This is a genomic window from Streptomyces filamentosus (assembly GCF_014654895.1).
Taxonomy (GTDB): domain Bacteria; phylum Actinomycetota; class Actinomycetes; order Streptomycetales; family Streptomycetaceae; genus Streptomyces; species Streptomyces filamentosus.
Window position 1 is genome coordinate 109213 of sequence record NZ_BNBE01000002.1, and the last position, 22933, is coordinate 132145.

General features: G+C 70.3%; 21 protein-coding genes and 1 pseudogene. 8 read left to right on the forward strand and 14 right to left on the reverse strand.

Annotated features, from left to right (window positions below; translation table 11 throughout):
* Positions 1-19 precede the first annotated feature (19 nt).
* On the reverse strand, positions 20-1339 hold the full coding sequence (locus IE326_RS19455; RefSeq protein ID WP_190042382.1) for a helix-turn-helix transcriptional regulator: 1320 nt from the start codon (positions 1337-1339) through the stop codon (positions 20-22).
* A gap of 372 nt (positions 1340-1711) precedes the next feature.
* Here IE326_RS19455 and IE326_RS19460 point away from each other — a divergent pair, with 372 nt between their 5' ends.
* From IE326_RS19460 to IE326_RS19480, 5 genes are all read left to right on the forward strand, one after another.
* Positions 1712-2881 (forward strand): cytochrome P450, encoded by a 1170-nt coding sequence (locus IE326_RS19460; protein ID WP_190042383.1) that lies wholly within the window; start codon positions 1712-1714, stop codon positions 2879-2881.
* A gap of 61 nt (positions 2882-2942) precedes the next feature.
* Complete coding sequence (locus IE326_RS19465) at positions 2943-4349, forward strand: preATP grasp domain-containing protein (protein ID WP_190042384.1); 1407 nt, start codon at positions 2943-2945, stop codon at positions 4347-4349.
* A 15-nt stretch (positions 4350-4364) separates the two neighbouring features.
* Positions 4365-5348 (forward strand): aspartyl/asparaginyl beta-hydroxylase domain-containing protein, encoded by a 984-nt coding sequence (locus IE326_RS19470; protein ID WP_190042385.1) that lies wholly within the window; start codon positions 4365-4367, stop codon positions 5346-5348.
* Between the two features lie 33 nt (positions 5349-5381).
* Positions 5382-6533: a glycine amidinotransferase gene (locus tag IE326_RS19475; RefSeq protein ID WP_190042386.1), complete on the forward strand. Its 1152-nt coding sequence runs from the start codon at positions 5382-5384 to the stop codon at positions 6531-6533.
* Entirely contained in the window at positions 6530-7828 is a 1299-nt protein-coding gene (locus IE326_RS19480; protein WP_190042387.1) for an ATP-grasp domain-containing protein, read from the forward strand. Before IE326_RS19475 ends, IE326_RS19480 begins: the two co-directional genes overlap by 4 nt.
* Here IE326_RS19480 and IE326_RS19485 read toward each other — a convergent pair.
* The 10 genes from IE326_RS19485 to IE326_RS19530 all read right to left on the reverse strand — a co-directional run bounded on the left by IE326_RS19485 (position 7789) and on the right by IE326_RS19530 (position 18631).
* Positions 7789-8775 (reverse strand): phosphotransferase family protein, encoded by a 987-nt coding sequence (locus tag IE326_RS19485; RefSeq protein WP_190042388.1) that lies wholly within the window; start codon positions 8773-8775, stop codon positions 7789-7791. The two genes, IE326_RS19480 and IE326_RS19485, sit on opposite strands and share 40 nt — an antisense overlap.
* A gap of 438 nt (positions 8776-9213) precedes the next feature.
* A complete protein-coding gene (locus IE326_RS19490) occupies positions 9214-9564 on the reverse strand; it encodes a hypothetical protein (RefSeq protein WP_190042389.1) in 351 nt (116 codons plus the stop codon).
* Between the two features lie 291 nt (positions 9565-9855).
* Positions 9856-10386, reverse strand: coding sequence for an AMIN-like domain-containing (lipo)protein (locus IE326_RS19495; RefSeq protein ID WP_190042390.1), 531 nt, complete (start codon positions 10384-10386; stop codon positions 9856-9858).
* 240 nt (positions 10387-10626) lie between these two features.
* Positions 10627-10989, reverse strand: a complete 363-nt coding sequence (locus tag IE326_RS19500; RefSeq protein WP_190042391.1) for a hypothetical protein — start codon at positions 10987-10989, stop codon at positions 10627-10629.
* A 136-nt stretch (positions 10990-11125) separates the two neighbouring features.
* A complete protein-coding gene (locus tag IE326_RS19505; RefSeq protein WP_190042392.1) occupies positions 11126-11866 on the reverse strand; it encodes a hypothetical protein in 741 nt (246 codons plus the stop codon).
* Between the two features lie 35 nt (positions 11867-11901).
* Positions 11902-15801, reverse strand: coding sequence for an SGNH/GDSL hydrolase family protein (locus tag IE326_RS19510; RefSeq protein ID WP_229915509.1), 3900 nt, complete (start codon positions 15799-15801; stop codon positions 11902-11904).
* Between the two features lie 276 nt (positions 15802-16077).
* Entirely contained in the window at positions 16078-16587 is a 510-nt protein-coding gene (locus IE326_RS19515) for an AMIN-like domain-containing (lipo)protein (protein ID WP_190042394.1), read from the reverse strand.
* A 76-nt stretch (positions 16588-16663) separates the two neighbouring features.
* Positions 16664-17206, reverse strand: a complete 543-nt coding sequence (locus IE326_RS19520) for an AMIN-like domain-containing (lipo)protein (protein WP_190042395.1) — start codon at positions 17204-17206, stop codon at positions 16664-16666.
* A 127-nt stretch (positions 17207-17333) separates the two neighbouring features.
* Positions 17334-18281: a hypothetical protein gene (locus IE326_RS19525; protein ID WP_190042396.1), complete on the reverse strand. Its 948-nt coding sequence runs from the start codon at positions 18279-18281 to the stop codon at positions 17334-17336.
* A gap of 2 nt (positions 18282-18283) precedes the next feature.
* Complete coding sequence (locus IE326_RS19530; protein WP_190042397.1) at positions 18284-18631, reverse strand: hypothetical protein; 348 nt, start codon at positions 18629-18631, stop codon at positions 18284-18286.
* Between the two features lie 510 nt (positions 18632-19141).
* Between IE326_RS19530 and IE326_RS19535 the strand changes: the two genes are divergently transcribed.
* The 3 genes from IE326_RS19535 to IE326_RS19545 are packed head-to-tail and all read left to right on the forward strand — an operon-like array spanning position 19142 to position 21784.
* On the forward strand, positions 19142-19393 hold the full coding sequence (locus IE326_RS19535; protein WP_190042398.1) for a helix-turn-helix domain-containing protein: 252 nt from the start codon (positions 19142-19144) through the stop codon (positions 19391-19393).
* Positions 19390-20844: a DUF6221 family protein gene (locus IE326_RS19540; protein WP_190042399.1), complete on the forward strand. Its 1455-nt coding sequence runs from the start codon at positions 19390-19392 to the stop codon at positions 20842-20844. Before IE326_RS19535 ends, IE326_RS19540 begins: the two co-directional genes overlap by 4 nt.
* On the forward strand, positions 20837-21784 hold the full coding sequence (locus IE326_RS19545; RefSeq protein ID WP_190042400.1) for a TniQ family protein: 948 nt from the start codon (positions 20837-20839) through the stop codon (positions 21782-21784). Before IE326_RS19540 ends, IE326_RS19545 begins: the two co-directional genes overlap by 8 nt.
* Before the next feature lie 3 nt (positions 21785-21787).
* Here the strand turns inward: IE326_RS19545 and IE326_RS40745 are convergent, their stop codons facing one another.
* The 3 genes and pseudogenes from IE326_RS40745 to IE326_RS40755 all read right to left on the reverse strand — a co-directional run bounded on the left by IE326_RS40745 (position 21788) and on the right by IE326_RS40755 (position 22899).
* Positions 21788-22312: a hypothetical protein gene (locus tag IE326_RS40745; protein ID WP_229915704.1), complete on the reverse strand. Its 525-nt coding sequence runs from the start codon at positions 22310-22312 to the stop codon at positions 21788-21790.
* A gap of 186 nt (positions 22313-22498) precedes the next feature.
* Positions 22499-22579 (reverse strand): annotated as a pseudogene (locus IE326_RS40750) (hypothetical protein); the annotation flags it as partial.
* The gene (locus IE326_RS40755) at positions 22570-22899 is read right to left on the reverse strand and encodes a TniQ family protein (RefSeq protein ID WP_229915705.1); all 330 of its coding nucleotides are present in this window, start codon (positions 22897-22899) and stop codon (positions 22570-22572) included. The pseudogene IE326_RS40750 and the gene IE326_RS40755, both read right to left, overlap by 10 nt.
* Between the last annotated feature and the right edge of the window lie 34 nt (positions 22900-22933).

Genomic DNA, 22933 nt, shown 5'->3' on the forward strand with positions numbered 1-22933 from the left:
GGTGGGCGGTGACCGGGCTTCAGCTGACGGCGCGGAGGCGTTCGAGAAGTTCGCTGACACTGGCTGTGTGTGCGTACCGGGACAGCTCGGGTTCAAGGTCGCACACCATCGTCACGCACCGGGGCGCGTCGATCCGGCTGGCCAGTTCCAGTGATCGGGTCGCGGTCGCGGCGGCGAGCTCCGGTTTGCCGCTTTGGAGGTAGGTCTCGGCCTGGTAGGTCAGGAATACGGATCGGGTCTTGGAGCGGGTGGTGGGCAGCAGGGCGATGCCTTCGTCCATCAGCTGGTGGGCTTGGCGCCGCTGGCCGAGATCGGCCAGGCAGCGTCCGCCGTCGGCGGCGAGGTCGGCGGGCGATATCCACGAGCACCAAGCGGGTGCGGGGTCGTACGACGGGGCGCCCAGGGCCTTCTCCGCGGCGGTGAGCGCGCGGCGGCACCGGCCGTTCTCACCGAGGGCGGCGAGGGCGCGGGCCTGGCGCAGGTGCAGGAGAGACCGGGCGGCGGGGTGCCGGGTGCGGGGGATGGCGTGTTCGAGCATGTCAGCCGCGGTGCGCGCGTCCTGGAGCCACAGCAGCTGGTACGCGAGATCGGACAGGATGCCCGCGCCGAGGTCGCGCTGGCCGGCGGCGTGGGCGTTGTGGAGTGCGGCGTGCCAGAAGCGGCCGGCGGAGGCGTGGCGGCGTCCGTCGAAGTGCTGCCAGGCGATGGCCTGGGAGAGGGCTGCGGCCAGGGTGTGTAGCCGCTGCTCGACGGGGCGGGTGTAGCGGCTCTCGCCGATGAGGTCGGTGACGGCGGCCAGGTGCGTGCCGAGCAGGCGCTGGGTGTGCTGCCGGCGTTCGGTGGCGAGGCGGATCAGCTCGGCGCCGCTGTTCTCCAGCCAGGTGACCATCTCGGCGTCGGCTTCACCGCGCGCGGTGAAGCGCGGGAGCCAGCTGGGCTCGGTGACGGCCCACTGTTGGGCGAGCGCCGCCAGGGAGCCGCTGGTGTAGGCGACGAAGGAGCGGCGGTCCAGGCAGGTCATCAGGGCCTCTCGGAGGGAGGGGACGGCGTTGCGCGGGCCCAGCGGCAGCGGGCTGTCCTGGCTCGGGAGCCAGTGGGGCCAGCCGAGATGGGCGACGGCCGCGTAGTCGATGCCGAAGACCTCGGCGATGAGGGGCTGGGATTCGTCTTCGTCGGGAGTGGCCCGGCCGGTCTCCCACTTGTAGATCCGTGATCCCTTGGTGCCCGAGCGCAGACCACGGCGTTCGGCGGCCCGCCGGATGCGGCGGGCCAGTTCCTCCTGCGACCATCCGCGCTCGTTCCTGGCGTACGCGAGGGGGTGGCGGATTTCGGCGTCCACCCGCCCATTGCACCACCCGCTGCGTCCCCCTGGGGAGCGGTTCGGGCAGAGCGGGGATAGGGCGGGGATAGAGCGTGCGTCTGGGCACGGCGGCGGGCCGGGGGCTGTACTCGTCGTGTTCCGCCCGGCGCTTGTCCGGCCGGGCGGGGCCACGGCGACGCCCCCGTTCTCCACGGCTGTTGTCTCGCCCGGCGGGCTGCACGTCACCGCCCGCCGGACGAGGGCCGGACAGGGCCTTCGCCGCCGTGCCGGACGTCCGCCGCCCCACGCCGAGGAAGGGGACTGCCATGTCGTACGACCACTGAGCCCGAGGCATCCGGGGGTGGGCCTGCCGCGGTGGGCCCGCCCCTTCCCGCTCTGAGAGGACCCGCGATGTCGTCCGTGACCGACCGCTATGACCCCCTGGACCCGGAGGTTCTGTGCGACCCCTACCCGGTGCTTGCCGAACAGCGCGAGCGCGAGCCGGTGTTCTGGCACGAGGGCATGGGCTCGTGGGCGCTGACCCGGTACGCGGACAGCATGCGGGTGCTGCGTGACCACGAGACGTTCGCCCGCGACCCGCGCCGCAGCGGGGGCAAGGTGCCCGAGCCGTCCTTGAGCGTGCAGACGCTCGACCCGCCCCAGCAGAACGCGGTGCGCTCGCTGTTCATGACCGCGCTGCGCGCCCAGGACCTCACCCCCATCGAGGAGCGCGCCCGCCTCCTGGTGCACGAGCGGCTCGACCAGCTGGCCGGCGCCGGCACGTTCGATGTGGTGGCCGAGATCGCGGTGCCCCTGTCCGTGGCGGCCGTGGCTGATCTGCTGGGGGTGGAGCCCCCGCCACACGGGGAGTTCGCCGCGGTGTCGGACGCGATCATGCGGAGCATGGACGGTGGCCTCGAGCCGGCGCTCGTCGAGCCCGGCCGTCTCGCCCGCCGGCAGCTGAGCGACCTGGTCGACTCCTGGTTCACGGCCTCGGCCCGGCCCGGCCTGCTGGCCCGGGTCCGGCAGGCCACGGCGGACACCTCCGGCGCGCGGGCCCGGCTGTACGTGAAGAACACGGCCCGGGTGATGTTCCAGGGCGGCTACAGCACGATGGCGGCCGCCGTCGGCAACGCCGTCCACACCCTCCTCACGCACCCCGGTGCCCTGGAGCGGATGCGGGAGCGGACGCTGCTGGTCACGGGCGTGGACGAGCTGGTGCGCTTCGACGGGCCGGTGCAGGGCACCACGCGCACGGCGGTGCGCTCCTGCCGGATCGGCGGCGTCGACATCCGAGCGGGGCAGAAGATCGTCACCCTGTTCGCGGCGGCCAACCGCGACCCGGCCGCCTTCGAGCGGGCGGACGAGCTGGTACTGGACCGCACCCCGAACCGCCACCTGGGCTACGGGTGGGGGCCGCACGCCTGCATCGGGACGACCGTCGCCCAGGCCGGGCTGCGCGCCCTGGTCGCCGCCCTGAACGACCACCCGGCCCGCCTGGCCGCCGCTGGCGAGGGCGTACGGCGCCGTACGGCGACCATGCGGGCCTTCGACACCCTGCCCGCCGCCCTGCTGCCCTGACCTCAGGCCCCGGCCCGGCACCCTGCGCCGTTCGCCCGCCCACGTCTTGAAGGAGTCCGCTGTGCGCATCCTCGTCGGCAACCACATCGATCCGTCCATCCGCGAGCGCGGCGACATGCGGGCCTGGACGCAGCGCCTGCTCTGGTTCGCCCGCCCCGGGGACCTGCTCATCCTGTGCTGCGAGCCGGATCCGGCGTTCGTCGACTACGCCCTGGCCCGCACGGGCGTGAAGCGCGAGGAGCTGACCATGCTGGCCGCCCCGGCCGGAGCGTGGGGCGACAAGCTGCTCGATCCCGCCTCCCTGACGGTGCCCGCGTTCGTGGAGCAGGTGCGGGCCGCGCTCGGCCCGGCCGGGACCGGCGCGGTCAGCGAGGTGTTCGCGCTGTGGCCGTCGGCCGCCGTGGCCCGGCTCGCCGACGCCCTGGGCGTGGCCGACCTGTTCCCGGGCGCGGCCTTCTTCTCCCAGGGCGGCGGGGAGATCGGGAACAGCAAGGCGAACTTCCGGGCCCTGGCGGCGGCGGCCGGGGTGCCGATCCTGCCGGGCCGCGTCTGCCGCAGCCGCGCCGAGGCGATCGAAGCGACCGGCGTGCTGCTGAAGTCCTCCGTGGCAGGGGCGGTCGTGGTCAAGCAGGCCCACAACGGGGCCGGGGTCGGCAACCAGCTGCTCGTGCGCGACCCGGAGATGGCCGTCGGCCACGTCGGGGCCCGCCACCTGCACCACCTGGCCCCGGGCCCGGACGGGATCGCCGCGTACTGGGCCGGCCGGTGGCCGTGGGCGAGCGGAGAAGACCGGTGGCCGGTGGTCATCGAGGAGTTCGCGCCCGGCGCCGATGCGGTCTACTCCGAGCATTACGCCTCCGACGCCGGCACCCGGGCCACCGAGACGGGCCGCCTGCTGTACGTGGGGCGGCGCCTGAGCCATCAGGTCGTGCCGCTGGACGGAGTCAGCGGCCCGGTCCGGGCCGCGCTGCTGGATGGCGGGCGGCGGCTGGCCGAGGCGTACCGGTCCTTCGGCTACCGCGGGTACCTGAGCGCGGACGCCCTAATCCTGCCCGACGGCAGCGTGGTGTTCACGGAGGTCAACGCCCAGGTCTCCGGGTCGCTGCACATCTACCAGTCGATCGCCCACGGCATCGTCGACGTCACCGCCGCCCCGGCCCGGCAGGTGGTCGAGTACCACGTCCCGCCCACCTGGACGGTGCCCTCCTTCACCGCCTTCCTGACCGCGCTCGACGAGCTGGGCCTGGCGTACGACCCGGTCTCCCGGACCGGGGTGATCGTGTCGATGCCCGCCATTCCCCTCGCCCCCGGCGAGCCGGTGCAGTTCGTGTTCTGCCTCGCCTACGACCCCGCCGAGGGCCACGCGGACGCGTTCGACCGGCTCGACGCGCACTTCGCGAGCGTCCCCGCCGGCACCTACGACGCCAGCCAGCACGTCGGCACCGGCGCCGTGTCCTTCTCCTCCTGACCGGGAGCCCCGCCCATGCCCACCTCGCTCACCACGGCCGCAGAGGCCGCCCAGCTCCACCCCTCCTTCGACCTCGACGCGGACTTGCTGGCCACCGAACTCGCGGCCGTCACCCACCACACCTGGAACGTCCAGCGCACCCACACCTACGGCGGGCAGACAGGCATGCCCGCCGCGATCGACTGGCGGGTCCTGCCCCTGCGGAGCCTCGGCGGCGACCCGGAGCGCACCGACCCGGGCGGCCCCGGCCCCCAGCCGTTCGCGGCGACCCGCTGGCTCGACCAGCTGCCCTACCTCACGCAGATCCTGGACTTCCTCCCGGCCCCGCTGAACGCCGTACGGCTGATGGCGCTGGGACCCGGCACCGTCTCGAACCCGCACCGTGACCCCAAGTACCGCCTGGACCGGGGCATCGTCCGCCTGCACATCCCCGTCATCACGGACCCGGGCGCCGTACTGGTCCTGGACGGCGCCGAACACCGCTGGCAGCCGGGCACCCTGTGGTACGGCGACTTCTCCCGCGAGCACCTGGTGCGCAACACCAGCACCACGGTGACCCGCGTCCACGTCGTCATCGACGCCCTGCTCACCGCCGGCCTCGCGGCCTGGTTCCCGGACTCCTGGCAGGAGCTGCTCACGCGCGGCGAAGTCCTCCTCAACCACCACACCCCCGCCGCGCCTCCCGACTGGCCCGCCGACCTGCCGTACGAGACGCTGCTGCCCTCCGGGTTCGCGGACTTCGACGCCCCCGCCCCGCTGGACGGCCGCCTCGTCCCCGCCCGCGTCACCCGCGACGCCGACGGCGTCCTCGCCCTGACGACCGCCGGCCGCACCTTCGCCCTCGTCCCGGCCGGCGCCGGCGGCGAGTTCCGGTTCTCCGGCTGGAGCGAGCAGCGCACCCTCCAGCCGGACAGCGACGGCACCGGCCTGACCCTGCGGGTCCGCCGCGGCCGCTCGCTCGCCGACAGGTACGTGCCCGCGGCCCCCCACACTCCCTGACCCCCTGGCCCGCACCGTCCGAGAGGAACGCCCATGCCCCGCCTGCACAGCCACGACGACTTCACCCCGCTCAAAGAGGTCATCGTCGGATCCGCCGCCCACTACGTAGGGCACGACCGCGACGTCTCCTTCGAACTGTTCCACCACGAGAACCTGAAGGGCTTCCGCTCGGACTGGGCCTACCCGCGCCTGACGAAGGCTCCGGCCGGCCACCGGGAGAGCTGGACCATCAAGGCCCGGTACGCCGACGAGCTCCACGAGGACGTAGAAGCTCTGGCGACCGCCCTCGCCGGCCTCGGCATCATCGTGCACCGGCCACTGCCGCTGCCTGCGGACGCCGCCCCGATCGCGGGCCTGGGCTGGGAAGCCGCCCCGACCCCCGCACTGAACATCCGCGACAACACCCTGATCCTCGGCAGCGAGATCATCGAGACGCCTCCGGCGATCCGCTCGCGCTACCTGGAGACCCGCCTCCTTGCCCCGGTCTTCACCGCCTGCTGGGAAGCCGGCGCCCGATGGACGACGATGCCCCGCCCCACCCTCACCGACATGTCGTTCGACCTGTCCTACGCGCGGGACACCTCGACCACCCTGGGCGGCCCGACCGAGGCCATCGACGAGCCGCAACCCAGCCCGTACGACGTCGGGGTGGAGATGATGCTGGACGGCGCGCAGGTCCTGCGGCTGGGCCGCGACCTGGTGGTCAACATCGCGCAGGAGAACCACACCCGGGGCGCCGAGTGGCTGGAGAGGCACCTCGGCCCCGAGTACCGCGTGCACCGGGTGTGGCGGATGGCGGACAACCACATCGACTCGATGGTCCTCGCCCTGAAGCCGGGGGTGTTCCTGGCCCGGCATCACGGCATCCGCGACCTGATGCCCGAACCCCTACGCTCGTGGCGCTACCTCGTGCCGCCGGAGCCGCACGCGGGCGCGTTCCCGGTCTACGACGACTACGAGGACCTGGTCCTGACCAGCCCCTACATCGACCTCAACGTCCTGTCGGTCGACGAGCGCACGGTGCTGGTCAACGAGGAGTGCACCGGCCTGGCCAAGCTGCTGGAGACCGAGGGCTTCGACGTCCTGCCCGTACGCCACCGGCACCGAAGGCTGTTCGGGGGCGGGTTCCACTGCTTCACCCTGGACACCCACCGCACCGGCGGCTTCGAGGACTACCTGTCATGACCCTCCCCGGTGTCCTGCTGCTCGACGCGGCCGGCCCCGAAGCGAGCGCCCTCGCCACGGCGGCAGCCGCCCGGGGACACGCGGTCCACGCCGCGGCCACCGCCCGGGCGTTCGAGGGCTACGGACCGGAGCTGAAGAACCTGCTGGCCGGGAACACCATCAGCGACTTCACCCGGCCCGACCGGGCCGTGCAGGAGCTCGCCGCGTACGCCCGCCGCCACGGCCTGCGCGCGGTGCTGACCGTCAACGAGTACCTGACCGAACTCGCCGCGCACCTGTGCGCCGAGCTGGGGGTGCCCGGCAACGCCCCGGGCCGGGCGCGGACGGCCCGGGACAAGGCCGCCATGGCCGAGGCGTTCGCCGCCACCGGGGTCCACACCCCGTACACGGTCCTCGTCCGCGACGCGGACGGGCTGCGGGGCGCGCTGGCGGATCCGCGGGTCGGCTTCCCGTGCGTCATCAAGCCGGCGGCCGGGGCGGGCTCCGCCGGTGTCACGGTGGTGAGCAGCCCGGCCGGCGCGGCCGCGGCCGCCGACACCGCCCGCCGAGTGACCGGGATGTACGCGAACGGCGGCGACCCGCACGTCCTGGTCCAGGCGTACGCCGCCGGCACCGAGTACAGCGTCGAGTCCCTCACCCAGGACGGCACCACGACACACCTCGCCGTCACCCGCAAGCATCTGACCGGCGGCGCGAAGCGAATCGAGACGGGGCACAGCCTCCCCGTCCGCCTGCCGCCGGCCGTGCAGACCGCCGTGTACCGCGAGGCGGAGAGCGCGATCCGCGCGACCGGCATCCGGCACGGCGCCTCGCACACCGAGATCATGGTCGGCGACGACGGGCGGTGCTCGGTCATCGAGATCGGCGCCCGCCTTGCCGCCGGGCAGATCGGGCTGCTGATCCAGCACGCCCTCGGCATCGACGTGTGGGCGGCCCTGCTCGACGTCGCCCTCGGCCGCCCGGCTGCGCTCACCCCCACCGCCCACGGGCACGCCACCGTGCGGTTCGTGACCAGCCCGCGCACCGGATGGCTGACGGAGCTCTCCGGGTTCCCGGTGGTGGGGCCGGGCGTACCGTTCGTCCGCCGGCGGGCGCAGGCCGGCGGCCTTGTCCACGAGCCGGCCGCGAACACCCACCGCCTGGGGTCGTTCGTGGTCACCGGCCCGGACGCCGGTGACGTCGAAGAACGGGCCGACACGCTCCTGCGGCAGATCCGCATTCACGTCGAACCCCACACGACTCCGCGCAGGCCTGGTCAGGCCAGGCCGGCGAGCACCTCGGCCATCGCGCCGTAGCTCTCGCGGACCGCGTCCGCCCTGGCCAGCCGGTGACGCTCCAGGCGGATCGCGCCCAGGTGCCGGGCTTCGTACACCCGCGCCCGCCACAACGCGGCAGGCGAGCGGTCCAGCGCCCCGTAGGACTCCCAGAACGCCTCGCGCTCGTCCGCCTTGGCCGTCGCCATACGGATGGTCCAGTCCGCCGCGGGGTCACCGAACCACGTGCGGTCGAAGTCCACCACGCCGGTGATCACCGGCTCCGGAGCCCCCAGGTCCAACAGGACGTTGACGGTCCACAGATCCCCGGTCAGCAGCCTCGCTTCGGTGACCTCGTCGAGCACGGCGCGCTCGTGCGCGGCGACCGCCGCGACCTTCCGCACGTCGGCCGCGTCCAGGCCGACGCCGTCCAGGTCGGAGGCGATCTCCTCCAGCGACGCGATCACCGCCTCGCCCCACGTGGCGTACCCCGGGCCGCTGACGGGCCCGAAGTGCGGGCCCCGTACGTCGTGCACGGAGCGGGTGACGGCGCCCATCTGCCGGAAGAACACCGGCCACGCGGTACGCGGATACGTCCCCAGGTGCTCGGGCGCCGGGACGCCTTCCAGATGGGTCTGGATCATCCAGTCCCGGCCGATCACCCCGTGCGACCAGTCGGCGGCAAGCACCTGAGGCATCAGCGGCGCGATCACCGCCAGCCACGGCAGGCTCGCGAACTCGTTCCGCATCAGGTGGCGCTCGCTGCGGAACTGGCGGGCCTCCGGCGGCGCGACCCGCAGGATCACCGGCCGGACCTGGCCGGCCAGGGTGACGCGGTAGACGTTGTTGTACATCCCCGTACCCAGCTCGACAGCGGACACGGGCCTGGCCTCGCCGCCGAAAGCCCGCCGGCAGACCTTCCGGATCTCCTCCGCGGCCAGGGGCTGCTGGAACGCTTCCGAGGCACGCTCAACCGGATGGAAGTCCATGCCGCTCAGGATGCCCTCCCCGGAGGCTGTTCGTCACATGCACCGCGTAGGCAGCCCGGCCGAAGTGCATCCCTTCCTGACGACACAGCCCTCCTGACGCCCACTCACTCCGAGCCCGGACGGGAGCCCGGGAACCCAACCGCTTCCCTGCTGGGCCGGCCACCACTCCGGGGCACTTCGCCGATACCTGCCGTTCGTCGGCCGGCAGCGCCTCTACCGTCAGCGGGCCCGGTGAAGCTGGTGCCGTACGAGAAGCTCCGCAAGGAACTCAGGATGGGGCACGGGGCGGCAGCGGCCGATGGGCAGGGGGCAGGCGTGACGGGGCAGCCGTGGCCGCACCACGTTCGCCGCAGCCCGCTTTTGGGAAGATGCTGCCGGACTGGGGTGCCTGCCCCCATACGGTGCGGACACCCTAGAGGCCAGTCCGGTCTACGAGGGCTATGCGTCGAAGCGTCTCCAGGGGAAGTCGTAGGCCTTCAGTGGGGCGAGGGTCTCGCGGTGGCGTGCTCCGAACGCGGCGTTCGCTTCGTTCTCGTCGGCGCTGATGCTCGCCAGCAGGCCGGGGGCCGCGTAGAACAGGTGGCCCCCGTAGGCGGGCATGTAGGGGCTGAGGGGGACCGGGCGCAGGACGCTCCACAGCGGTTCGAGGCGTTCGGTGGGCATGACGTAGGTCCAGGCGTTGAAGGGCGCGATGCCAGACGCCTGCTTGAGGGTGAACTGGAGAAGGAAGCGGCTGAGGGGCTCCGCTTCGAGGACCTGAGAGCCGCCGTCGAAGATGAGAGTTGACACGCCACCTGACCTGCGCACTGTCATTTTTGCAGTTGTCGAAGCAAGGCGCTTCTGAAGCATCGAAAATGAGAGTGCCGATGACCAGGGCTGTTTGGGCCGGTAGCCGATGAGCGGCGCTCGGCCAGGCCGGCACCGCCGATAGGTAGCGGTGCCGGCCCGGGACAACCTTGACCGAGAGCTCCTGTACGACTGGTCCTGTCGGCGTGGCGTGCCAGTCGGCTCCGGCCTGTGGATCCTTGAACCGGCCGGAGAGGATGTCACTGACGCCGGATGGGCGGCGACTACCCCGGGCTACCGGTAGACGTCGACGACGACCCGGTTCGGCTGGGTCAGCGTGAAGACGTTGTAACGCGAGACGGGGCCGTCGAGGGTGAGCCCGAAGGCGATCTCGGGGGAGTACCCGAGGATGGATCCGGTCGTGTACAGGAGCTGGTTCGCCTTGACCGTCGGCAGGTTGAACAGCTTCACGTGGGGGGTCGTCGCCGAGTAGGTCCCGTTTTCGGCGTTCTTGAGGCTGACGGACAGGTACGAGGAGCCACGGGTGAGCATCTCCCTCGGCTCGCCACCCGGTGTCATGTATCCGGGGGACGTTCCATAGCCGGTTTCGATGGTGGGCAGGGGGCCTGCGCCGAGGTCGAACACCACGCGGTCGTAACCGGTGTGGGTGGCGGCGCGAACGCCGTTGACGCAGATGTCTTCGCAGGTCTCGGCCGTTGCCTGGGACGGCGTCGCCGAGGCCGTGGGGGCGGCGCCGATCGCGGCGAGGACAATGGCCGTGGCCGGAGCCACTATGCCGGCGAGGACGCGTCGCTTGGTCTGCACGGTGCTTCGTCTCCTTGATGTTGGAAGGGTGAGTGGACGCACACTTCATCCCCGATGAGGTGTGAGGATCTTTCCGGAGATCGGTATCGGAAGGGCTGTTTGTCCTTGCGGGACCCCGACGGTCGCGATGCCGCGACCGTCGGGGTCTGTGACGGTGACCAGGCCGGTGTACGGGTGACAGCAGTCCTCTTCCGCGCAGGTGCGGTCGGATGGGTCAACGCTGAGGCCTGGGCCATACGCTCAGATGGGACAGTCACTCAGCTTCTGGCTCGTGACAAGCGACCCTGCCTTCAGCCCGTCCGGAAACGTGAAGGCATGGCACTGGTAGGACTTGTCCTCTCCCGGTGCCGGGTACTTCACCACGACGCGCGGCGGTGTGCGGTCCCGCTCCGCCCGCCACTCTCCGTCCGCTGCCCAGTCGATCTCCTGGTCGGTCAGCGTGCCGTCCTCCAGCGCTTGGCCGAGGCGGTACCGGGTCAGTCCCACCTGCTTGTCCAACACCTCCTCCGGGGCCGGATCGGGCCGGTCGAAGAACGCCGGCACGGCGTAGTTGACCACCAGGGCGATCGCCACGAAGGCCAGTACGGCCACACCGAGGGCCACGCCCGCGCACCCGGCCAGCCTTCTCGTCAGAGCTGCTGGCCAGGTACGCGGGTTCGGTCCTTGAGTCATCTCGGAGACCTGCGTATCCGATCTGGTTCAGACTGGATCCACCGGCTTGATACCTGTGGAGTCGCGCTTAGCATGAGCTCGCAGGGGCTGCGGTGACGGGGCCTGGCACCTCGTTTCCGGGACGGGGCAGGGTGAGGAGGTAGCACTGGTCGACCGTTCCGGCCATATCGGTCAGGACGGCGGTGACGATCGTGGTGCGTTTGCCGTGTGCCACCTTCTTGACGGTCAGCCGGCCAGGAGATCTCGCCTGGTCAAGGACGAGCTGGGCCTCCGTGACGGTCATCAGGTCGTTGTCCAGGTTTTCCAGGACCTGCTTCGCGCTGCGGACCAGGTCGCCGATCTGCTTGCTAGGCAGACATGAGACGGTCTCTCGAGTGGTGGTATTGACGCGCCAGGTGCGGGTCGGGCCGAGGGCGTACGTGAGGGTGACGCAGGTAGTGATCCAGTTGGGGCGGAGGCCGAGGATGCCGGCCCTCTGGTAGATGACCGCCTTCTCGACTACTGCTGTGAACTCGTTGTGGGTTGTGTCGTAGGTGATGACGGGAGCCCCGGTGCGCTGCCCGATGAGGGCGGTAAGTGTGACAGGGTCGGAGGTGGCGCTCGCACGGAGCGTCTGGGCTGATTCTCGGGCCGTGTGGTCGATCAAGTTTCGGAGTTCTGCCTCGGCCGCCACCCGGTTCTTCTCGGTGGTGTTGTCGATGCGCCACAGCGTGTATCCGACCGTGCCCACAAGGCCCGCGCCGGTCAGGATCAGCAGGATCAGGAGGACCAGGCAGCCGCCGGTCATGAAGCGTTCGGTCTGCTTCATGACCGGCGTGCCACCGACGGGTTCGGTGGCCACTCCTATCCGCCGTGGTAGCCGATGTCGGTCAGGGTCTGAACCATGACCTGAGCGTACGCGGTGGTGCCGAGGTTGTTCGGGTGGAAGGACTCCAGGCTGGCACAGAGGTTCTCACCGGGTGCCGGCAGGCAGGGCACCTGGTTGGCGGGATCGCCGTCGTGGAAGTCGCCGTCGCCGTTGGGGCCGATGACGATGCCGTTGATCCATTCTTCGATGTCGCAGACACCGTGATGCTGGAAGGTGGGGATGGCGTCGGCGAAGGCGACCTTGACGCCGGTCTGCGCGAGTTCCGCCACCTTGGCCTTCTGCTTGTCCCGCACGTAGTCGGCCAGGGCGTTGAGGTTCTCCTGGTCCTTGGGCGTCGAACACGCCATGTCTCCCGTGCTGGCGAGACGGGGGTAACCCATGAGCACGATTCGGGCGTTGGGTGCTGTGGATGCGATTTGATGGATGAGGACGCCAGTGTCGGTGACGGCCTGGTCGACCCTCGGCGTGAAGTCCCCCATCTTGCACGAGGCGATGATCCAGCAGTTCGTGACCGCGTCGGTGAAGGCGTCTCCGTCGTTGCCGCCGATGGTCAGCATGACCAGAGTGGTGTCTGCGCTGAGCACACCCGAGTCAAGCTGTGACTTCTCATGATAGTTGCCCATGAGGCCCCATTGGTTCGGGTTGCCCTTGGTCACCTGCTGGGTTTTCGCGCCGGAGCAAGACACGTTCTGGAACTCGACAACGGAGCTGAAACCGTCGGAGAGCCAGCCGATGCCGGCGCTCTGGGAGGGAAGGACGACCTTGCGCGCCCAGGAGTTGGCGCTCCGCCGGCACGCGTTCCACCGGCTGGTGCCGTGGGAGGTGTTCGACTCGGGAGAGTAGGCGCCTGCTCCCTCGCCGGAGGAGTAGGAGTCGCCCATGGCGACGACCATGTGCTGCGGCTTGCCGGGGAGCGGCTGGAAAGCGACCGCGTCCCAGGCGATGTCCTCGTCGGCGGTGCCGTCGTCGGTGGTGTTCGACAGTTCCACCTTCGGGGTGCCGGTGAAGTGGTAGACGCCGAGGTCCACCCAGGTGTTGGCGCTGAAGTGGGTGTTGACGTAGCGGTCGCGGTCGCCGCCCGCGACGCCCTTGATCACGTAGTGGGCCTGCTGGGTGTGCGTCCCGGTGTCCGGCATGTGGGCGAAGACGCGGACCCATTTGTCGAAGCTCTGGCCGAGGGTCCAGGTGCCGGTGATGGTCATCCGACCGCCGGGACCGCCGAGGTGCGCGGTGTCACGTGTGTGGGCGTACCAGAAGTGTCCGTTGTAGCCGCCGCCGATCTGGTGCAGGTCGCCCTTGGCCTCGTACTTGCCCTCGGCGTCCGGGTTGAAGCTGAACTGGAAGGAGCCGGCGGACAGCGAGGTGCCGCAGTCGCTCCATGTCTGTGTCTCGTTCGGGAGGGATTCGACGATGAATGCGTTCGACGGGAATCCGCTGGGGGTCTCGCAGGCGGGGGTGCCGTACTGGAGGCGGGTTCCGCGGCCCGGTTCGGCGCGCAGGGTCAGGTACTTGATGTCCTCGTGGCCGCAGGTGCTGGCGCAGTCGTTCTTCCAGGTGACGTTGGACCCGCGGTACCAGTACTGCGTGTAGCAGATCTCGGTGGTGCACTGCGGCGGGTTGTTCGGGTCGCAGCTGTTGGCGGTGTTGCAGAACGCGCTGAGCGGTGGCTTGACCCGCGTACGGTCACCGGTGCTGATCCACCAGGCCGGGCGGAAGCCCGCGGAGATGAAGCCGGATTCACCGGGCCAGTCCTGCCGGCCGCTGGTGGAGTAGGAGCGGCCGGTGTCCATCGACCAGGCGGCCCAGCCGAGCACCTTCTCCTCGTACGGCCACCTCTGGGGGTTGGCCGCGTCGGTGGGACTGTTCTCCATGAAGGGGCCGCGGGAGGCGGGGTACATGGGGTTGGCCGGGTTGTTGTACCAGCCCAGGCCCCAGGGGGCGCCCGGGGTGGTGGGGGCGTTGAAACCGAGGTTGTAGTTCCAGAGTGCGGCGAACCAGTTCTCCGGCTTGGCGGGGTCGTCGTTGTTGACGGTGATCCGCTGTCCGTCGGTGTGGAGCTGGTTCCACTTGTCGGCGAGGATGTACATCGACGCGGCGATGTTCACCGTGTAGTCGAGTGCGACGGCCTGCTGCTTGACCGGGGACAGGGCGGTCTCGCCGGGCTTCTCGTGGCCGGCCATGCGCATGCCGTCGGTGACCTGTCCGATGCCGTAGCCGCAGTCGGAGTTCTCCCAGTGGATCTTCCAGTAGGAGTCCGAGTCGCTGCCCTTGTGGCCGTAGAAGCCGGCGACGGCGGCCAGCGGGTTGCCCATCTGGCCGGGGATCGCGCCGGATTCGGCCTGCCAGAGGTTCGACTCCTGGGCGAGGACGCCGAGCAGGACCTGGGCCGGGATGCGGCCACCGGTGTTCAGCTTCGGCGCGGGGAACAGGCCCTGCGGGTCGACGGTGCCGACCCCGAGCTGGGTGCGCCAGCCGCCCTGGGTGACCCACTGGGAGCGCAGTTCGCCGCGAATGGCCATGTCGACGGCCCATTCGACCTGGTTCGGCGTGGGCTGCAGAGCCTGGTTGCTCACGTCGTTGCGGGGGACGGAGCACCAGCGGTCGGTGTCGACGGGGTCGTTGGCCAGGGAGGACGTGGTGAGTGTGGCGGATTCGGATGCGGCGCTCGCGTCGGGCGCGGCCGGGGAGAGGGCGCCCTCGCCCGGGGCGCCTTCCGCGTCCCGTACCGACTGGGTGAACTCCTCGCCGGTGGCCGTGGTCCTCGTGGTCACCGTCACCGGCTGCTCGTCGTCGGGGGAGACGGGGGCGCTCTCGTCGTTCCGGGGGAGCGGCTCGGAGGTTGTGGAGCTCCGTCCGGCGCTCTTGAGGCGGTCCAGCCCCCGGCGGACGGTGGAGGAGAGCACCGGGTCGACGGCGAGGCGGCCCTCGCCGGAGACGGTGGCGTCGGCGGGTACGGCGAGGGGGACGACCCCGGTCCCCGCGACGTGCGGTGGCGCGGCAGGGGTGCCGGTGAGGAAGACCTTGCCGGCGCGGCCCTGCTTCAGGGCGAGGTCGCCGAGCTTGCCGGTGGCGAGTGTCGACACGGTCTTCCGGTCGCCGCGCCACAGCTTGGCGGACGCGGTGCCGTTCCGGTGGTCGAGGAAGGCGATCCCGTTCTTCCCCGACGGCTGGATGTCGGCGGGGACTTCGGAGGTGGTGGCGAGGTTCTCGACCTTGCCCTCCCGGTCCACGTGCACCAGCCTGCGGCCGCGCGCGGCGACGGTGCCGTCCGCCACGGGGACGGCGGAGGTCACCTGGCCGGTCACGGCCGTGTCGGAGACGACGCCACCGGTGGTGTCCACGGTGAGGAGGCGGCTTTGGTCGTCCCGGAAGGCGCTGAAGACCGCGGTGCCGGTCGCCGAATTGCACCGCGGGTCGAAGTACGCGAGGGACGCGGTGAACGGGAGCTTCGTCACCCGGCCGGAGTCGATGTCGACGATGGCGGTGAACGCGCCGCCCATCATCAGGTCCGGACGGTTCGTGAACGTGCGGGGGGCGTAGGCGACCGCTACGTGCGAGCGGTCCATGACGCACTCGTTGCCGATCCAGGAGTCCGCCTGCATACCCGGTTCGGCCAGGACGGCCACGGTCTTCCAGGCGTACGCGTCGGCGCCGTCCGCGGCGAGGACGCGCAGGCCATCGGCGTCGGCCGCGGTCGTGATGACACGGTCCGTGGAGTTCTTCCAGCCCGGGCCGAGATTCTTGTCCGGGTCAGGGATCGCCTGCGGGGCGAGGCCCTGGCCAGAGGCTGCGGAGGCAGCTGTGGCATGTGGCGTGTCGCCTGGAGCCGGTGCGGCCGTCGCGGAGCCGGCAGCCTGGAGAAGCCCTCCCGCCAATGCGGTGCTCACCACCAAGGCGGCTGGGCCGCGTATGTACCGTGCGGATGTGCGGGCCTGTCTTTTCAATTCTTGGCACTCCTGGAGCATCGGAGGATCGAAGTCCTGGCTGTGAGCGCGGGCATGCCGAGCGGGAATGTCGAGGGTGAGGCCGTGACACTCCGAGGTGGTGCGGTTCTGGTGAGACGGAGCGCGCCTTGTCGATGGTGGCGCGGACGTCTGCGGCGGCTGCGCCGGTCTCCGCGACGCGCTTCCTCGCTCCGGCGGGGAGCGCGGCTACCGGTAGACGTCGACGACCACGCGGTCCGGCTGCGTCAGATGGAAGACGTTGTATCGGGTCGAGGGGCCGAGCGAGAGGCCGAACTGGGCCCTGGCGGCATGGAAGTTGGTCAGCTGCACTCCCTTGATCGTGGGCAGGCCGAACGACTTGCTCCATTCCACTCCGGAGGCCAGGTGCGCGGGTTCCATCGTGATGAACAGGTACGACGTCCCCTTGACGGTCACGTACTCCGTCAGACCGCTCATCGGGGTGTAGGCGCCGGTCGTGTTCGTCTCCGTGCCGAAGATCCGGGTGGGCGCGGTGAGGTCGAACACCAGACGGTCGTAGTCTGTGTGCGTCGCTGCGCGTATGCCCGTGATGCAGGGGCTGTCGTAGCACGTCACGGCTGTGGCGGCGGTTTCGGCAGGGGTGGCGGCGGTGGCCGTCGGCAGGGTGAGCACCGATGCGACCGCGGCAGCGGCGAGGGGCATGGCGACGCGGGCCCACGTACGAAGCGATCTACTCATGACAGAGGGACTCCTGACTCGAAACGAGGGTGGGGTGACCGGACCGAGACGAGGTGGACCGGACGGCTGTCCGGGGCTATCGGTAGATGTCGACGACCAGGCGGTTCGGCTGGGTCAGCTGAAAGACCTGGTAACCCGTCGACGACCCGAGCGTGATGCCGAACTGGACGCGCTTGTCGAAGCGGTTGTCGAACGCCGGCAGGAGCTGGACGCCCTTGAGAGCGGGAAGGTTGAAGCTCTGCAGGGTTGGGCTCGTGAAGGTCAGGTTTCCGGCGTCGTCGTAGACGTCGGTGTCCTCCATCGTGATGAAGAGGTACGAGGTGCCCTTGATCTGCAGGAGCTCCTGTTTGCCGCTCCACGGGGTGTACGCGCCCGTCGTGTTCGTCTCCGTCGTGACCTGGGTGCTCGACGTCAGGTCGAACACCAGCCGGTCGTAGCCGGTGTGCGTCGCGGCGCGGGTTCCCAGGACGCAGGTGTGGGTGCAGATGGCGGTCACATTCGCGGCGCCGGCCTCGACCGGCGTCGCGGCGGATGCCGCAGGCAGGGCGAGTAACGAGGCGACCGCGGCAGCGGCGAGAGGCGCCGCGATACGAGTCCATTTAATTTGTGATGCACGCATGTTGTAAACCCGTCATATTGGTGATCTCTGCTGGAATGCGCGTGGCGCGCGGGTCGAGACACCGCGATGTCCCGGCCACCGGTCGGTGGCCGGGACAGGGTGCGTCGGGCCGCAGCCGGCCAGTGAGTCAGCGGGTGGCGGCGGTGACCTGCCGTGCCGCCGTCAGGCCCGCGACGGTGTTGGCCCGGGCCTTGCCCAGTGCGTCCTGGTGCTTGGCGACGAGCGTCTCCTGGATCTTCTGCTCTGCCTTGAACCAGATGGCCACGAGATCGGTCTGCTGCTTGCAGTCGACCTCCGCGAGCGCGGTCTTCTTCTCCACGTCACCGGCAGACGACGAGGAGGCGGGATCGGTGAGGTTGGCGGCGTCCCACACGGTGGCGACCTGGTACCCGCGTTCCTTCATGCAGGCCGACCACGCCGCCATAGCGGCCTTGACCTCAGGGGTCTCCTGCGAGGCAGTGAAGCTCTGGCCGGAGAGCTCCTCGGCCAGGGTGATGTCCGGGCTGGGCACCTGGCGCCTTGATTCCCCAATGCATCCCCCTTCGGGGATGGGCTTCCCTTCGAGGGCCTGGACCGCCTTGCCGTTTTGCTTGCCCTTGAGGGCGGCGATCGCCTGAGGCGTCTCCTGCCCGGCGAGGGAACTCGTGCTTCCCGCCGATTCGCTGGGGTCGTGGTAGCCCGTCTTCTCCGCTTCACTCCTGATCGTGATGCCGTAGCGGCGTTCCATGTTCGACGAGCTTCCCGATGACGGCGGGTTGGCCCCCAGCTTCTCGGTGCGCCAGCTGGGGAAGCCCAGTGCCCGCATGCACTTGATCTCCGCGTTGCCACGCCCCTCAAGAAACGTGATCTCGTCGGCGTAGGAGACCAGGTACCGCTCGATCGGAAGCGTGAGGCCCTTGGCGAGTCCCTCGCGTGGAACCGCCTCCGGCCATCCCTCGCGTACGACTTGCGTCCACCCGGCGGCGGCCTCCACCCCGGGGACCTCCGCGACGGTGACAGGGGGCTGCTGTTCCTGGCCACATGCCGTCAGGAGCGCAGTACCGCAAAGAGCAAGAACAGTCAGGTTCTTCTTCATGGTCAAAGCCTCTTACTGCTGGCGTTTTCGTTCTTGAGTGCGGAGATCAGGTTCTTGATGTCTCCCGGGTAGTACGTTTGGTAAGTGCCGCCGTATCCGGTGTTGTAGAAGACGCGGTGGGACGCGGTGTCCTCATTGGATCCGCCGGCAGCGTTGTTCTTGACGCTCTCTCCGGAGCCCTCGGAGGGCCTGCACGCACTGCCGACATGGAGCTCGAAGTCGCTGCCGTAGTCGAACTGGTAGAGGACGGTGTACAGCCCACTGGGAGTAGACACGCTGTAGCCCTCGTGGGAGTACTCGGTCTTGTTGGTGAGGAAGCAAGACGAGTAGAAGACTCCGCTGTTCTGCATGCTGTTGTAGATGATTGCGAAGCATCTCGTGCTGGATGAACAGCTGTTGGAGCTGTACACCGTCGTCGCGCTGGCCGGGGACCCGGTAGCAATGGTCCCAACAGCGGCCAAGGCGAGAGTCAGCGCGGCGCGCGTTATTCGGCGCATGGAAGTTGAACCCCCCTTCTTGGGTGGAGGCACGGGCCATGATTCGACTGCACAGTCGAAAGCGGACAAATGCCGATGCTGCTTTTGTCTCTCATGGTGCGAACCTCCTGCGGTCAAGCGATCGAACGATATGACGATGCCGATCCGAAGGGAGTGTTTGTGGCTCGAATCGATGGGGAAGTCGTCCGGAAGTGGCTGAGGGTTGTCTCATGTGATGAGATTTGCCGGCCTTTTGTGGCATGTTTGGGTGACTGTGGGGCCAGGAGGTGTGGGAAGGAGGTTAATTCAACTCATATCGGGCGGTGAGGCGTGCTGCGCTATCCCTCATGGTCGCCTCGGTGGTGCGCCTGCTGGCATCGCGAGGTGCACCAGAACGCTCCCCATCCGTGGCCTCAGGCCTTCGGTTTCGCGGTCCGTGACGCCCGGGAGCGCAATGGTCTGAGCATCGAAGGGCTCGCCGGGACCGCTGGCCAGTCCGCCCGCATGGTCATCGGCATTGAGCACGGCAAACGGAACCCCTCGCTGCTCACCATCTTGGCCCTGGCCCAGGGCCTGGGTGTCAGCCCGGGCCAGCTGATCGAATCCGCGGAAGCCCGGCGGGAAACCGCGGCATGAGTCCAAGACGCCTCGCGCTGGTACCCGATCCCTATCGCGGTGAGTCTCTGCTGAGCTGGGGGGACGCGCTCGCACGGCTCAACCAGGTCTCCCGGACCGAGGCGCTGCGCATGGCGGGTCTGATCAGCTCCAGCACGGTGTCGGCCGTGTTCGGCTACCGCGTCAGCGACACCGTCGTGCGCGAGGTGAGCGAAAGCACCGGCGTGACGGGGGAGAAGCTGCGTGGCATGACGCTCGCCCACTACGCGGGCAGTGCGCTGGAGCCGCTGCCGCCGGACGACGCGAAGGAGTACGGGGCGTGGGCCGCGTGGCGGTACCGGCAGCGGACGGTGCTGCCCAAGCACTCCAACGCCTGTCCGTCGTGCCTGCGGGAGAACGGCGGCCGCTGGCTCCTGAAATGGCGGCTGGTCTGGTCGTTCGCGTGTGTACAGCACCATAGGTACCTGATCTCGCAGTGCTCCGGCTGCGGTTCAGCCCTGCACCGGGTGTGGCCCGGGGATCCGCAGTCCTGGATCTGTCCCGGGGTCTCGCGGGGGCTGGGGCTGCGCACGTCGGCACAGCCGTGCGGGCGCGACATCCGCCGCATGCGGGGCAAGCCGGTCCGAGACCCCCGGCTCCTGGCCTGCCAGCGGGAGATCGACCGCCTGCTCGACGGCCCGCACACCACGACGCCGGAGGAGGTACGGGACGTCCTCAGGGCGCTGTACCGCTCGATGCAGGACGCGTGGTCGCCGGTACGGGCCCTTCGGCTGCCCGCGACCGACGAGGCGGTCCACCGGGCCTGGGACCGCTATCTCGCGCCCGGCGGAAGCAGCGAGCGGTACCGGCCTCTGCTCGTGGCCGCCGCCGTGAAGATCGCCACCGAGGCCGGCCCCGACACCGCCGATGGCGAGACGGCCGGAAGCGGACTCGCACGGCCGAACTGGAGTGCCAGGCAGTCCGGGCAGCGAGGCGAGGTCGAACTGGCCGCGAACCGGTTCGGCGGCCACTGCCATCACAGCGGATGTTCCGCCTGGGTGCCGGCCGGGCACGGCGTCGTGCTGGGCGACACCGACGGCTGGGACAACTACTGCCTGCAGCACGCTCAGGCGTTCACCCGTCGGGCCCGGTCCCGCGAACACATCGGGCCAGACGCCTTCACCGAGCCGTGCCTGAGGTTCCTCGACGCGCGCCTGCGTGAGGAGGGACAGTGCCTGGGCGAGGAGGACGACGATCTGCTCCGGCAGCGGATCGAGGCCCAGCGGCTGATCTTGGACGCCTGCGCGGCCACCGCTCCCCGTACACGAGAGGGAAGGTCCCTTCGGTACGCCGTACGGTGCCTGCTGTTGCCCTATGCGGGGCATCCGGACTTCCGCGCGGCGTGGTTGCCCCGCCAGGGCGAGAACCCGGCGCGGTCCCTCGTGGAGAGCGCAGCCGGGCAAGAACAGCGGGAAGGGGCGGGCTGTGGCTGAGGAGGAGCCGGTCCGGCGGCTCGGGGTGGTTCCGGTCCCGTTTCCGGGGGAGGCGTTCGTCAGCTGGGTCGACACGGTCGCGGCGAGTCTGCGGGTGTCGCGGGCGGCGGCCCTTGGGGCGCTGGGACTGCCGGGCAGTGCGAGGTTCAGCACCCACCAGTTCCATCTGAGCCCGGAGCATCTGGAGGGACTGCAGCGGAGAACGGGGCTGCGGCCGGCGCAGGTGGAGCGGATGCTGTTCGCCTTCTACGCGCCCACGGCGCTGCCACAGTTGGCCTTGGACAACGGGCGCGTCGACCAAGGCGCGCGTGTGAGCCATCCGTGGCTGCGTCGCGATCATTCGGCCGTGTGCCCGCTGTGTGTCGAGGCGTCGGGCGGCCGGTGGCTGCTCGCCTGGCGGCTGAGGTGGACCTTCTTGTGCGCGGACCACCTGGTGTATCTGGTGGACCGTTGTCCGCGCTGCGGCCTCAGGTTGTACTGGCGTCTGGAGGCGACCGGCGCCGGACAGCGCACGCACTGCGTGCGTCCCGCGGCGCGGAACGGCCGTGGCGGACGACGCCTTGGGACGACGGTGTGCGGGTTCCCGGTGGCGGAGATGCCGGCGCTTCCGGTGGGTGACGAGGAGGCTGTTCACGTCCAGCGCCGCGTCCAGGCGCTGCTGACCCCCGCCGACGCCTCGCACAACGAGACCTCGCGCCGCCTGTTGCAGCAGTTCGTCCTGACCATCCGCGATGTCGCGCACCGCAGGTCACTGGCCGGCCTGCTCGACGGGATGGAGAGCGGCGTCATACGCGCCGTGTACGAGACACAGGGGCAGCCGTGGCAGCCGCCGCTGTCGTGGACTTTGGAGAACGGATCGCCGGCAGCGGTGTCCGCACTGGTACGCATCGCCGCCCGGTCCGTCCTGTCGGACGGGTCCGAGGCGGGGACGCTCGGCTGACACTCAGGCGAAGCGCCGGTACAGGAGGTCTGCGACGCCGGGCGTGATGACGTGGCCCTTGTGCGTGGGGCAGAGGACGTGTGCCTTCACCATGTGGCCCCGGCCGGGGGCTACCCAGGCCGCGCAGGCGGTGGCACGGCACGTGCCGCCGAAGCGGTTGGCCGGCGGCGCGGCGGTGTCCGGGGGAGGGAAACCGTCGGCTGACCAGGAAGCCGTGTCGGCCTGTGTGCGGGTGTCTGGGGAGGAGCTGAGGCCGCCCATGGTTGCGATCTTGACGAGAGCGGCCGTCAGCAGCGGGTCGTTCCGGTACCACAGGGCCCCGCCGTGGCCGTGCCAGCGCCGGTGGAGGACGGCGTCGGTGTCCGGCAGCGGCGGGGCGTCGTCGTAGTTGTCGTGGATGTCCTCCAGTGCTACGTGCAGTGACCGCAGGATGTCCCGGCCGCCGCCATCATGTGGGTGGTCGATGAGGTGGTCGAGGCGGCGCTGGCACTGGAGCAGGTGCGGGTCGGACAGGCGGGGAGCCCGCATGCGGGAGACGACCCGGAGGCAGGTGCGGGCCTGGCGGCTTCGGTCGTACTGGCCGCATACGACGGCGTCCGCCGGCCCGGGGTTGAGCTGGTGCAGGCCTTTGCCGCAGCTGCGGCAGGCGCTGAGGAGGTAGAGGCGGTGGCGTACGCAGGCGAAGGACCAGACAAGGCGCCACCGCAGCAGCCAGCGCCCGCCGTTTTCACGTAGACATGCCGGGCAGGCGCGCGACCGTGAGGTCAGGGCGAGGCGGAGGCGGGTCAGCCAGATGGCGGCGGTCCGCTGGGGCGGGGAGAGGGAAGCGTGGGCAGGACGCCGTCGGCGTAGTGCGCGAGCGTCATCTCCCGCTGCCGGTCGGCGGACAGTCCGGTGGCGGCTTGCACGCGCGTCGTCGTCTCCGCGGTCAGGTAGGCGCCGAAGTACACGGTGGGCCGGTACCCGGTGGCATCGGGGCGGGCGAAGCCCGCGAGCCGAAGGGCGTGGAGGCGGCTGACCTGGTTCAGGTGGGCCAGCGCGTCGACCCAGCTCAGGAGGGACTCGCCGGGGTGCGGCTCGGGCACCAGGGCGAGACGGCGCGGTGATGTGGGCATGGCACCGATCCTGCACGGCGGGCGTCGGGCCGTG